This window comes from Methylobacterium indicum (assembly GCF_001043895.1).
Classification (GTDB): domain Bacteria; phylum Pseudomonadota; class Alphaproteobacteria; order Rhizobiales; family Beijerinckiaceae; genus Methylobacterium; species Methylobacterium indicum.
In genome coordinates this window covers 1-11710 of sequence record NZ_JTHF01000077.1, presented here as the reverse complement: position 1 = coordinate 11710, position 11710 = coordinate 1, and the positions used below count along the sequence as shown (strand labels likewise).

The following is an 11710-nucleotide window of genomic DNA, read 5'->3' as shown; positions in this document are numbered from 1 at the left end:
CGGCGGCACGATGTTCGAGGAGCTCGGCTTCCACTATGTCGGGCCGATCGACGGCCACAACCTCGAGCACCTGCTGCCGGTGCTCAAGAACGTGCGCGACGCCCCCGACGGCCCGGTGCTGATCCACGTCGTGACCCAGAAGGGCAAGGGCTACGCCCCGGCCGAGGCCGCGGCCGATCGCGGCCACGCGGTGGTGAAGTTCGACGTGGTGTCGGGCAAGCAGACCAAGGCCAAGCCGAATGCGCCTGCGTATACGCGGGTGTTCGGCGAGAGCCTGATCAAGGCGGCGGATGCCGACGACAAGGTGGTGGCGATCACCGCGGCGATGCCCTCGGGCACCGGCGTCGACCTCTTCTCGAAGGCGCATCCCGACCGGACCTTCGACGTCGGCATCGCCGAGCAGCACGCGGTGACCTTCGCGGCGGGCCTGGCGACGGAGGGGTTCAAGCCGTTCTGCGCGATCTACTCGACGTTCCTGCAGCGCGGCTACGACCAGCTGGTGCACGACGTGGCGCTGCAGAACCTGCCCGTGCGCTTCGCGCTGGACCGCGCGGGTCTGGTCGGCGCCGACGGGGCGACGCATGCGGGCGCCTTCGACCTGGCGTATCTCTGCTGCCTGCCGAACATGACCGTGATGGCGGCGGCCGACGAGGCCGAGCTGGTGCACATGGTGGCGACGGCCCACGCGCATGACACGGGACCGATCGCGTTCCGGTACCCGCGCGGCGAGGGCGTCGGCGTCGAGATGCCGGAGCGGGGCGAGGTTCTGGCGATCGGCCGTGGCCGTGTGATCCAGCGTCCGGAGGGGGCGCGGGTGGCGTTGCTCAGCCTCGGCACGCGTCTGGCGGAAGCGCTGAAGGCGGCGGAGCGTCTGGAGGCGGCCGGCATCGGCGTGACGGTGGCGGATGCGCGGTTTGCCAAGCCGCTCGACGAGGCGTTGATCCTGGATCTCGCGGGAAGCCACGAGGTTCTGGTGACGCTGGAAGAGGGGTCGGTCGGCGGCTTCGGCGCGATGGTGCTGCACCTGTTGTCGTCGCGCGGGGCGCTGGACGACGGCCGGGTGCGGGTGCGGACCCTGACGCTGCCGGACAGCTACCAGGACCACGACACGCCGGACCGGATGTACGCCGAGGCCGGCCTCGACGCGCCGTCGATCGTCAAGGTCGTCGAGGCCGCGCTGCCGGTGCACGAGGCCTCGGCCGAGCGGTCCGGGCGTCTGCGCCTCGCCTGAGACGTCTCGCTGGCCGATTTCATCCCGGGGTCACGATGCTGATGCGCGGGCGGCACGCCCGGCTGCGATCGGCGGCCTGCGCCTTGCGAGCATGGCGCGGGGCTGGCAGAAGCGGCCCGGCTTCCCGAATTGATGTCACTGTCGGACGAGTGGGCGCGCCGCCCGAGCCGCCGAGAAGGAACGCATGACCGAGGCCCCGCACAGAACCGCGTCCACCCCCGGATTCGAGCCCGGCCCGGTGCTGATCACAGGCGCCAGCGGCTTCCTCGGTCCGGCGCTGGTCGACGTGTTCCGCGCCGCCGGCTTCCCGGTGCGGGTGCTGGTGCGCGCCACCAGCCCGCGCACCAACCTGACCTGGCCCGACGTCGCGATCGTCGAGGGCGACATGCGCGACCCCGAAGCGGCGGCGGCGGCCATGCGCGGCATGCGCTACCTCGTCCACGCCGCGGCCGATTACCGGCTCTGGGCGCCGGATCCGGAAGAAATCGTGCGCACCAACCGCGACGGCACCCGGGCCCTGATGCGGGCGGCGCTCGATGCGGGCATCGAGCGGGTCGTCTATACGTCGAGCGTCGCCACCATCAAGCCGCATGACGACGGCACGCCCGCCGACGAGACCCGGCCGCTGACGCCCGAGACCGCCATCGGCGCCTACAAGCGCAGCAAGGTGGTGGCCGAGCGGGTGGTCGAGGAGATGGTGGCCCGCGACGGTCTGCCGGCGGTGATCGTCAATCCCTCGACCCCGATCGGCCCCCGCGACGTGAAGCCGACCCCGACCGGGCGGATCATCGTCGAGGCGGCGAACGGCAAGATGCCGGCCTTCGTCGATACGGGCCTCAACCTCGCCCATGTCGACGACGTGGCGAAGGGCCATCTCCTCGCCCTGCACCGGGGCCGCATCGGCGAGCGCTACATCCTCGGTGGCGAGGACGTGCTCCTGTCGCGCATGCTCGCCGACATCGCCGGCCTCGTCGGGCGCAAGCCCCCGACCGTGCGGCTGCCGCGGGCCGCGGTCTATCCGGTGGCGTTCGTGTCCGAGCTCGCCGCGCGGATCACCGGCAAGGCACCGCTCGCCACGATCGACGGCATCCGGATGTCGCGCTACCGCATGTTCTTCTCCGACGCCAAGGCGCGGGCCGAGCTCGGCTACGCGGCCCGGCCCTACCGCGACGGCCTGTCCGACGCCGTCGCCTGGTTCCGTCAGGCGGGATACATCCGATGACCACCGTCACCGAGGCGCGCTCCGGCAAGGGGCACCGCGACGAGAACTTTCCGGTCGCCTCGCACCTGATCCATCCGCGCCACCGCGGCCCGATCCTGGACTTCTACTACTACGTCCGGGCTGGTGACGACGTCGCCGACAATGCCGGCCTGTCGCCCGAGCGCAAGATCGCGCTCCTCGATCGTCTCGCCGACGCGCTGACCGGCAAGGGGCCCGACGATCCCGAAGCCGCCCCCTTGCGCCGCTCGCTCGCCGAGCGCGGGCTGCCGCCGCGCCACGCCCTCGAACTGCTCGACGCGTTCCGGATGGACGCGCACAAGACACGCTACGAGACCTGGGACGAGCTCGCCCATTACTGCCGCTACTCGGCGGTGCCGGTCGGCCGCTTCGTCCTCGACGTGCATGGCGAGGATCCGGGCCGCACCTGGCCGACATCGGACGCGATCTGTACCGCCCTGCAGGTGATCAACCACCTCCAGGATTGCGCCAAGGATTTTCGGAGTGTCGACCGGGTCTACCTGCCGCGGGAGACCCTCGAGAAGCACGGGGCCCGGATCGAGGATCTGGGGCTTGCGCGCGCCACGCCGGCGCTCCGCGCCGTGATCGCGGATCTGGCGCAACGCTGCCTCGACCTCCTCGAGGAAGGACGCGCCCTGCCCGACCTCATCGACGACACCCGGCTCGCCATGGAGATCGCGGCCATCCATCGCCTGGCGGTGCTGCTCGCCCGCGGCCTGCTGGTCCGCGATCCGCTGAGCGAGAAGGTCCATCACGGCAAGGCCGCCTTCGCGCTCACCGCGCTCGGCGCCGCCGCCACCACGCTCGCCCGGCGGCCGTTCCGCCGCCATCTCCATCCGGCCCTGCGGGGAGCCCGCCCGTGACCGCCCTCGCCTCCCAGCCCGCGCCGCAGCTCCAGGCCTCCGAGGAAGCCCCGGCCCTGCCGGCCGCCGGCTCGTCGTTCTACACCGCCATGCGGCTGCTGCCGGCCGAGCAGCGCGACGCGATGTACGCGGTCTACGCCTTCTGCCGCGCGGTCGACGACGTGGCCGACGACGGCGGTGCCCGCGAGGTCCGCGCCGCCGAGCTCGACCGCTGGCGCGCCGACATCGATGCCCTCTATGCCGGCCGGCCGGTGCCGCGGACCCAACCCCTCGTGGGGCCGGTGCGGCAGTTCGGGCTGAAGCGCGAGGATTTCCAGGCGGTGATCGACGGCATGGCGATGGATGCCGAGGCCGACATCGTCGCGCCCGACTCCGCGACCCTCGACCTCTATTGCGACCGGGTGGCGAGCGCCGTCGGCCGGCTCTCCGTGCGGATCTTCGGCCTGCCGGAGGAGCCCGGCATCCGGCTCGCCCACCATCTCGGCCGGGCGCTGCAACTCACCAACATCCTGCGCGACATCGACGAGGATGCCGAGCGCGGCCGGCTCTACCTGCCGGCCGAGCCGCTGGCGGCGATCGGGCTGTCGCACCCGACCCCGGAGAGCGCGCTGGCTCATCCGCGCCTCGGAGAGGTCTGCGCCCGGCTCCTCGACGAGGCGCAAGGGCATTACGATGCGTCCTGGGCGATCATGAACGGTCAGTCGCGCCGTGCCACCAAGGCGCCCCGCATCATGGGGGCGGCCTACCACCTGATCCTCGTCGGCCTGCGCAAGCGCGGCTGGGCGGCACCCCGTGCGCGGGTAAAGCCCGGCAAGCTCGCGCTGATCGGCGTCCTCCTGCGCCACGCGATCGTCTGATGGGTACGATCCATGTCCTCGGCGCCGGTCTCGCCGGCCTCTCCGCGGCCCTCAGGCTCGCCAAGGCCGGCCGGCGCGTCGTGGTGCACGAGGCGGCCAAACAGGCTGGCGGGCGCTGCCGCTCCTACTTCGATCCGGCTCTCGGGCTGACGATCGACAACGGCAACCACCTGCTGCTCTCGGGCAATCGCGACGCCCTCGACTTTTTGAAGCTCGCCGGTGCGCCGGACGGCGTGCTGGCCGGGCCTGACGAGGCCGCCTTCGCCTTCGCCGACCTCGCGACGGCCGAGCGCTGGACCCTGCGCCCCAATGCCGGGCGCCTGCCCTGGTGGGTGCTCGATGCCCGTCGCCGGGTGCCGGGCAGCCGCGCCCGCGATTACCTCGCGCCCCTTGGCATCTTTCGCGGAGCCGCCAAGGCCGCCACGATCGGCGAGAGCATGGCGTGCGAGGGGCTGCTGTGGGACCGGCTCTGGCACCCGGTTCTGCTCGCCGCGCTCAATACCGAGCCGCAGGAGAGCGATGCGGGGCTTGCCGCCACCATCCTGCGCGAGACGCTGGGAGCCGGCGGCCGGGCCTGCCGGCCGCTCATCGCCGTCGAGGGTCTGTCGGCGGCCTTCGTCGATCCCGCACTGACAGCTCTGGCGCATGCCGGTGCCGAGGTGCGCTTCGGCCGTCGCCTGCGGGCACTCGGGATCGAGGGCGGGCGGCTCACCCGGCTCGACTTCTCGGACGGGCCGGAACACCTCGGGCCCGACGACGCGGCGGTGCTGGCCCTGCCGGCCTGGGTCGCCGCCGACCTGATGCCGGGTCTGAGCGTGCCGCAGAGTCACCGCTCGATCGTCAACGCGCATTTCGCGCTGGCCCCGAAGCCGGGGGCACCGCTGCTGCTGGGCGTCGTCGGCGGCGTCACCGAGTGGCTGTTCTCCTACCCCGACCGGCTCTCGGTGACGATCAGCGGCGCCGACCGCCTGCTCGACGTCCCGCGCGAGGAACTGGCCCGCACGATCTGGGACGAGGTCTCGCGGCTCTCGGGGTACGCCGGCGAGCCGCTGCCGCGCTGGCAGATCGTCAAGGAGAAGCGCGCCACCTTCGCGGCGACGCCGGCGGAAGCCGCGCGCCGCCCGGGTGCGCGCACGCACATCGAGAACCTGGCGCTCGCCGGAGACTGGACCGCGACCGGGCTGCCCTCGACCATCGAGGGGGCGATCCGGTCCGGTGCGACGGCGGCGCAGGTTCTGACGGGAGCCGGCGCCGGTAACCGTGTCAACGCTGCGTTGCGTGGAGCGGCTTGACGCCGGGGGCCTGTTTCGGGAACAGCGTGGGCCTGCGCGGCGTTTTGTGCGCTGCGAAAACATATCGGGATGGCATCATGGGCGGCGGGGCGGAGCCGCCCTCCCTAGAGGAAGGCAAGGATACCGTGGGCAAGGTCGAGACGCTGCAACGCAAGAGCACGCAGGACATCACCCTCGACGAGGTCGAGCGGCGGGTCTCGGCCGCGTCCCGGGCCTTGACGCAGATGGCCCATGCCGACGGGCATTGGTGCTTCGAGCTCGAGGCGGACGCCACCATCCCGTCCGAGTACATCCTCTACCACCAGTTCCGCGGCTCCGAGCCCGGGCGGGAGCTGGAGGAGAAGATCGCCGTCTACCTGCGCCGCACGCAGAGCGGGCTGCATCACGGCTGGTCCCTGGTCCATGAGGGGCCGCTCGACATCAGCGCGTCCGTCAAGGCGTACTTCGCCCTCAAGATGATCGGCGATTCCCCCGATGCGCCGCACATGCGCCGGGCCCGGGACGCGATCCTGCAGCGCGGCGGCGCGGCGCATGCCAACGTCTTCACCCGCACGCTGCTCGCCCTCTACGGCGAGGTGCCGTGGAACGCCGTGCCGGTGATGCCGGTCGAGGTGATGCTGCTGCCGCGGTGGTTCCCGTTCCACCTCGACAAGGTGTCGTACTGGGCCCGCACCGTGATGGTGCCGCTCTTCGTGCTCCAGGCCAAGAAGCCGCGGGCCAAGAACCCGCGTGGCATCGGCGTGCGCGAATTGTTCACCCAGGATCCCGAGCGGATCCGGCGGTGGCCCTCCGGCGCCCAGGAATCCTCGCCCTGGCGCCCGGTCTTCGCGGTCATCGACGACGTCCTGCGGGTGGTCGAACCCCTGTTTCCCAAAAAGCCCCGGGCCCGCGCGATGGACAAGGCGGTGGCCTTCGTCAGCGAGCGCCTGAACGGCGAGGACGGCCTCGGAGCCATCTTTCCGGCCATCGCCAATTCAGTGCTGATGTACGAGGCGCTGGGCTATCCGGAGGACCATCCCCTGGTGGTCACGGCGCGCTCGGCGGTGGAGAAGCTCGTCACCGTCAAGGAGCACGAGGCCTACGTCCAGCCCTGCCTGTCGCCGGTCTGGGACACGGCGCTCGCCGCCCACGCCCTGATGGAGGCCGGCGGGCCGGAGAACGAGCGCCAGGCCCGTGCCGCCCTCGAATGGTTGAAGCCGCTCCAGGTGCTCGACATCAAGGGCGACTGGGCGGCCCGCAAGCCGGACGTGCGCCCGGGCGGCTGGGCGTTCCAGTACAACAACGCGCATTATCCCGATCTCGACGACACCGCCGTGGTGGCGATGGCGATGGACCGGGCGCAGACCCGCCTCGGCCCCGGCGAGGGCGGCTCGGACTACACGCAGTCGATCGCCCGCGCCCGGGAATGGATCGAGGGCCTGCAGAGCCGCGACGGGGGCTTCGCGGCGTTCGATGCCGACAACACCTACCACTACCTCAACTATATCCCGTTCTCCGACCACGGCGCGCTGCTCGACCCGCCGACCGCCGACGTCACCGCCCGCTGCATCTCGATGCTGGCCCAGCTCGGCGAGACCAAGGAGACGAGCGCGCCCCTGGCCCGGGCCGTCGACTACCTGCTCGCCGACCAGGAGGAGGACGGCAGCTGGTACGGCCGCTGGGGCATGAACTACATCTACGGCACGTGGTCGGCGCTCTGCGCGCTGAACGCCGCCGGCCATGACCCGGCTTCCGCACCGGTCCGCAAGGCCGTCGACTGGCTGGTCTCGATCCAGAACCCCGATGGCGGCTGGGGCGAGGACGCGACGAGCTACAAGCTCGAATATCGCGGCTACGAGCGCGCCGGCAGCACCGCCTCCCAGACCGCCTGGGCCCTGATCGCCCTGATGGCGGCCGGCGAGGCCGACCATCCGGCGGTCGCCCGCGGCGTCAACTATCTCGCCCGCACGCAAGGGGCGGACGGGCTGTGGGGCGAGGAGTTCTACACCGGCACCGGCTTCCCGCGGGTGTTCTATTTGCGCTATCACGGCTACGCGAAGTTCTTCCCGCTCTGGGCGCTGGCGCGCTACCGCAATCTCCAGCGGGGCAACAGCCGTAGGGTCGCGGTCGGGATGTAGCGCCGCAGGGCGGCGACGCCCGCGGCGCAAGCGCACCCGCCCGGAACGACCGCCCCGCTCGGGCATTCACGGGCCGGAGCCCTGCGATGACCCTCTACAGCTACCACATCTCCCACGAGCAGTGCCCGCCCCGGGCGCTGCTCGCGCTCGCCCAGCGGGCCGAGCAGGCCGGCTTCGACGGGGCCTTCTCCTCCGACCACCTCCAACCCTGGTCGCCGAGCCAGGGCGAATCCGGTTTCGCCTGGGCCTGGCTCGGCGCGGCCCTCCAGGCCACCGAGCGGCTGACCTTCGGCATCATCTCGGTGCCGGGCGGCTGGCGCTATCATCCGGTGGTGCTGGCCCAGGCCGTGGCGACCCTCGGGCAGATGTTCCCCGGCCGGGTGCCGTGGGTGGCGCTCGGCAGCGGCCAGGCGATGAACGAGCGCGCCACCGGCGGTCCCTGGCCCGACAAGGCCGAGCGCAACGCCCGCCTGCGCGAGGGCGCCGAGATCATGCGGGCCTTGCTCGCCGGCGAGACCGTGACCCAGCGCGGCCGCCTGACGGCCGTCGACGCCAAGGTCTGGTCGCTGCCCGAGACCCCGACCCGCCTCGTGGGGGCGGCCACCAGCGTCGAGACCGCCGCTTGGCTCGGCACCTGGGCCGACGGGCTCCTCACGGTCGGGACGAGTCCGGAGGTCCTGGGGCCGATCGTCGACGCCTTCCGGGAGAATGGCGGCGCCGACAAGCCGGTCTTCCTCAAGATGGACTTGAGCTACGCCCCCGACCCGGCCGAGGCCCTGCACCAGGCCCATGCCGAGTGGCGCTTCAACGCCCTGCCGGCCTCGGTCGCCTGGGAACTGCCCCGCCCCGCCGATTTCGAGGCCGCCGCGCGCCATCTGCGGCCGGAAGACATGCACGAGACGGTGCTGATCTCTCACGATCTGCCGGCGCTGACCGAGCGCATCGCGGCCTGCGCGGCGCTCGGCTTCGACAGCATCGACCTGCATCAGGTCGGCGGGAGCCAGCCCGCCTTCATCGACGCCTTCGGCGAGCGGGTCCTGCCGGCCCTGCACGGCCGCAAGGCACCGGTGATCGAGTTCGATCCGTTCGGGCGCAAGCCCGCAGCGCGAGCCGGGTAGCGCCGGAATTTTCTGGCCGAAACGCGAAAAGGCGCCCGACCGGCCGGTCGGGCGCCTCGTTCCGTCGTGCTCGCCGGATCAGTAGCCGTAGTAGAAGCGCCGCGGACCGTCATACGGGCGGCGCCAGTACGGCCGCGGGCCGTAATAGTAGGGACGCGGCCCATAGACCGGCCGGGGTCCGTAGAACGGGCGGCAATAGCCGAAGCGGTTCGGGACGAAGCCGGGGCCGCAGCCACCGGCCACTGTCGTCACGGCCGTTTCCGGCGCGAGCGAGTCCGCCGCGCCGAGGCCGATCGGGCCGGCCTGCGCCGCCGACGCGAGAACCAGGCCGCCCGCAACGAGGCCGGCCATCCCGAGCACCTTGACGTGCATCATCGTGGGATCTCTCCTTCAGGACGGGAGCGACCGCGAGGACCGCCCCGACGCCTGCAGGATAAGAGCTAACGACCTGAACGCAGGCTGAGCGAGCCGGTCGGCTCCCGCTCATCGGGATGGGCGACCGATCCGTCGGTCCGTCCCACCCGCGCCCCGACCTCACGGACCCGCGGGGCTCGCGTCTATCTGGCCCCGCCGCGGCCGCGCCGGTTCTGGCCGAGGCCCGAGGTCTTGGCGAGCTCGGAGCGCTGGGCGGCGTAGTTGGCAGCGACCATGGGATAGTCCGACGGCAGGCCCCATTTCTGGCGGTACTGCTCGGGGGTGAGCCCGCGGCCCGACAGGTGGCGTTTCAGCGTCTTGTAGGGCTTGCCGTCCTCGAGGCTGATGATGTGATCGGGCGTGACCGTCTTGCGGATCGGCACCGGCGGCGTCGCCTTCTCGGGCTCCGGCGCCTGCGGCGTACCGAGCTGGTTCAGCGATGCATGGACTGCCGCGATCAGTGCCGGCAGGTCTCCTACCGGAACCGAGTTGTTCGCCACGTAGGCCGATACGACGTCGGCGGCGAGCTCGATCAAATCGAGGGATCGGGGCGTATCGTCGTTGGTCATGGCCCACCGGATCGAAGTGACGACCTCAGGAGGCCACGTATTCACGCAAGCGTCAACCGTAGCAGATGTGAATGACAACAGATTTCGACGGTTGTGATACGAACCGGAAAAAGTATCGCACCCGACTTGCTGCGTCGCAGTTCACCGTCCGCGATCTGTCCCTGCCGGGGCGGCGCCGGGGCCACACCGGCACGGGATATCGCGCTAGCGCGTTGGTCCAGACGGTTTTTTGTCCGCGACGGTTTCCCCTCCGGGGGGAAATGCCCTAGCTGTTGCTGCATTGCGCCATCCGGCGCCCCGTTCCTGTCAGCACGATCCCAAGACATCCCATGACCGACAAGAACCGCCGCCTCCTGGTCGCCGGCCTCGGCTCGACGCTGCTCGCGGGCGCGTGGACGCGTCCCGCTCTCGCCTGGACGGATCAGGATTTCGCGCCCGCCCGGCGCCGGCGCTCCCGCGATCCCGTCCCGGCGGATGACGGCGCGTTCTACGACACGCGCGGCCAGGCCGCCGATCCGTACTACCGGGGCGAGCCCGCCCCGGTCGAGACGCCGGAGGAGGATTCGTTCTGGGGCGGTCCGCGGCGCCAGGTGGCGCCGCCGCAAGGCGCCGTCGACCCCAACGCCGCGGTGGTGGTCGATGACGGCCCGATCGACTACGCCCGCGCCTACGCGGCGCTCGACACCGAGCCGTTCCCGGTGCAGGCCTTCCGGTGGCGGCGTGCGAACCCGTCCTTCCTGCGCCAGGAGGTCGCCTATGGCGGCCGCTACGCGCCGGGCACGATCGTGGTCGATCCGCGGGCGCACCACCTCTACCTGGTCCAGGAGGGTGGCCGGGCCCGCCGCTACGGCGTCGGCGTCGGCCGCCAGGGCTTCGCCTGGAACGGGGCGGCCACCATCAACTCCAAGCAGGCCTGGCCGGACTGGTACCCGCCCAAGGAGATGATCGCCCGCCAGCCGGCGCTCGCCCGCAGCGTGTCGAAGCTCCAGAGCGGGCTCGGCGTGCCGGGTGGCCCGCGCAACCCGCTCGGCGCCCGCGCCCTGTACCTGTGGCAGAACAACAAGGACACGCTCTACCGCATCCACGGCACGACCGAGCCGGAGAGCATCGGCCGCAGCGTATCGTCCGGCTGCATCCGGATGATCAACCAGGACGCGATCGACCTCTACGCCCGCGTGCCGGTGGGCGCTCAGGTGGTGGTGCTGAGCTGACGAACCGGCGGAAAGCCGCGCGAACACCCGTTTCCTGCATGGCGGTCCGGGCGGCGGCCCGCCGGTTCCGGATGCGGGACTCTACTCCGACGGCCGGACCTTGGGACTCGGGACCGCCTGCGCGGTCGCCGGGGCTGCGAGGATCGCCTTGACCGCCGGGAGAGCGGCGGCGGCCGCGACGAGGCCGGCGTTGCGGCGCACATAGAGGCCCCAGACGGTGACGATCAGCGTCACCAGGGCGCCGGTCAGGGTGGTGGCCGTGTCGGCGTCGAGCCAGCCGCACCCGACGGCGATGCCGCCGGCGAATTGCAGCAGGGTGCGCAGCAGCGTGGTGAGTTGTTCCTGGTTCATGGCGCTCTCGCTGTGACGGGGATTCGTGGGGCTCAGGCCGCGACACGCCGGCCGCAGGCGGGACAGGCGGCCGGGACGTCTCCGTCCGGGGCGGCGTGGAGCGCGAGCGCGGCGGCGCGAACCTCCTCGACCCGCCGGCCCCAGCCGCGGCCGAACCGCGGCCAGGTCGACAGGGCCCGCAGGAAGGCCAGCCGCCCGTCGCTCAAGGCGTTCACCAGCCCCGGCACGTCCCGGCCGGCGAGCGCCGCCAGCGTCACCGGCCCGAGCAGCCCGTCGTCAGCGGTGCCCAAGGCGCGCTGCAGCCCGATCACCGCGCGCTTCGGGCCGCTGTTCACCGCGAAGTCGAACAGCGCGTAATCCAGACCCGCCGGCCGGGACGTGCCGGGGCTGGTGAACGCCTTGAGCGACGGGCGGCTGGCCTTCCTGCGGGCCCTGTCGACCTGGCCG

The 11710-nt window shown here is 71.9% G+C and carries 12 protein-coding genes; 8 read left to right on the top strand and 4 right to left on the bottom strand.

Annotated elements, in window-relative coordinates; all coding sequences use genetic code 11:
• The 7 genes from dxs to QR78_RS09585 all read left to right on the top strand — a co-directional run.
• On the top strand, nucleotides 1–1231 hold a 1231-nt coding region (gene dxs / locus QR78_RS09615), incomplete at its 5' end, for a 1-deoxy-D-xylulose-5-phosphate synthase (protein ID WP_048427292.1).
• Between the two features lie 184 nt (nucleotides 1232–1415).
• Nucleotides 1416–2453 (top strand): hopanoid-associated sugar epimerase, encoded by a 1038-nt coding sequence (gene hpnA, locus QR78_RS09610; protein WP_048427288.1) that lies wholly within the window; start codon nucleotides 1416–1418, stop codon nucleotides 2451–2453.
• Nucleotides 2450–3334, top strand: coding sequence for a squalene synthase HpnC (gene hpnC, locus QR78_RS09605; RefSeq protein ID WP_048427287.1), 885 nt, complete (start codon nucleotides 2450–2452; stop codon nucleotides 3332–3334). Before hpnA ends, hpnC begins: the two co-directional genes overlap by 4 nt.
• Nucleotides 3331–4191, top strand: coding sequence for a presqualene diphosphate synthase HpnD (gene hpnD / locus QR78_RS09600; protein WP_048427286.1), 861 nt, complete (start codon nucleotides 3331–3333; stop codon nucleotides 4189–4191). Before hpnC ends, hpnD begins: the two co-directional genes overlap by 4 nt.
• Complete coding sequence (gene hpnE, locus QR78_RS09595; RefSeq protein ID WP_048427291.1) at nucleotides 4188–5483, top strand: hydroxysqualene dehydroxylase HpnE; 1296 nt, start codon at nucleotides 4188–4190, stop codon at nucleotides 5481–5483. Before hpnD ends, hpnE begins: the two co-directional genes overlap by 4 nt.
• A 77-nt stretch (nucleotides 5484–5560) precedes the next feature.
• Nucleotides 5561–7600 carry a squalene--hopene cyclase gene (gene shc / locus QR78_RS09590; protein ID WP_053220857.1) on the top strand — a complete coding sequence of 680 codons (2040 nt, stop codon included), beginning with the start codon at nucleotides 5561–5563 and terminating at the stop codon, nucleotides 7598–7600.
• An 86-nt stretch (nucleotides 7601–7686) separates the two neighbouring features.
• The gene (locus QR78_RS09585; protein ID WP_048427285.1) at nucleotides 7687–8718 is read left to right on the top strand and encodes a TIGR03885 family FMN-dependent LLM class oxidoreductase; all 1032 of its coding nucleotides are present in this window, start codon (nucleotides 7687–7689) and stop codon (nucleotides 8716–8718) included.
• Nucleotides 8719–8796: 78 nt separating this feature from the next.
• Here the strand turns inward: QR78_RS09585 and QR78_RS09580 are convergent, their stop codons facing one another.
• Together QR78_RS09580 and QR78_RS09575 are read right to left on the bottom strand one after the other, a co-directional pair.
• The gene (locus QR78_RS09580) at nucleotides 8797–9093 is read right to left on the bottom strand and encodes a GCG_CRPN prefix-to-repeats domain-containing protein (protein WP_048427284.1); all 297 of its coding nucleotides are present in this window, start codon (nucleotides 9091–9093) and stop codon (nucleotides 8797–8799) included.
• Between the two features lie 182 nt (nucleotides 9094–9275).
• Nucleotides 9276–9701 (bottom strand): Ros/MucR family transcriptional regulator, encoded by a 426-nt coding sequence (locus tag QR78_RS09575; RefSeq protein ID WP_048427283.1) that lies wholly within the window; start codon nucleotides 9699–9701, stop codon nucleotides 9276–9278.
• Nucleotides 9702–10030: 329 nt separating this feature from the next.
• Here QR78_RS09575 and QR78_RS09570 point away from each other — a divergent pair, with 329 nt between their 5' ends.
• The gene (locus QR78_RS09570) at nucleotides 10031–10912 is read left to right on the top strand and encodes a L,D-transpeptidase (RefSeq protein ID WP_048427282.1); all 882 of its coding nucleotides are present in this window, start codon (nucleotides 10031–10033) and stop codon (nucleotides 10910–10912) included.
• A gap of 81 nt (nucleotides 10913–10993) precedes the next feature.
• On the opposite strand, the gene QR78_RS09565 is transcribed toward QR78_RS09570, so the two are convergent.
• Together QR78_RS09565 and QR78_RS09560 are read right to left on the bottom strand one after the other, a co-directional pair.
• Nucleotides 10994–11263, bottom strand: coding sequence for a Pam3-gp28 family putative phage holin (locus QR78_RS09565; RefSeq protein WP_048427281.1), 270 nt, complete (start codon nucleotides 11261–11263; stop codon nucleotides 10994–10996).
• Between the two features lie 32 nt (nucleotides 11264–11295).
• Nucleotides 11296–11710: putative peptidoglycan-binding domain-containing protein (locus QR78_RS09560; RefSeq protein ID WP_280140377.1), on the bottom strand; the 415-nt coding region annotated here is incomplete at its 5' end.

Bases quoted from the DNA above. Each gene is read 5' to 3' on its own strand.
- QR78_RS09565 (WP_048427281.1), bottom strand. From the start codon at position 11,263: ATGAACCAGGAACAACTCACCACGCTGCTGCGCACCCTGCTGCAATTC.
- shc (WP_053220857.1), top strand. From the start codon at position 5,561: ATGGGCGGCGGGGCGGAGCCGCCCTCCCTAGAGGAAGGCAAGGATACC.
- QR78_RS09575 (WP_048427283.1), bottom strand. From the start codon at position 9,701: ATGACCAACGACGATACGCCCCGATCCCTCGATTTGATCGAGCTCGCC.
- QR78_RS09570 (WP_048427282.1), top strand. From the start codon at position 10,031: ATGACCGACAAGAACCGCCGCCTCCTGGTCGCCGGCCTCGGCTCGACG.
- QR78_RS09580 (WP_048427284.1), bottom strand. From the start codon at position 9,093: ATGATGCACGTCAAGGTGCTCGGGATGGCCGGCCTCGTTGCGGGCGGC.
- QR78_RS09585 (WP_048427285.1), top strand. From the start codon at position 7,687: ATGACCCTCTACAGCTACCACATCTCCCACGAGCAGTGCCCGCCCCGG.
- hpnC (WP_048427287.1), top strand. From the start codon at position 2,450: ATGACCACCGTCACCGAGGCGCGCTCCGGCAAGGGGCACCGCGACGAG.
- hpnA (WP_048427288.1), top strand. From the start codon at position 1,416: ATGACCGAGGCCCCGCACAGAACCGCGTCCACCCCCGGATTCGAGCCC.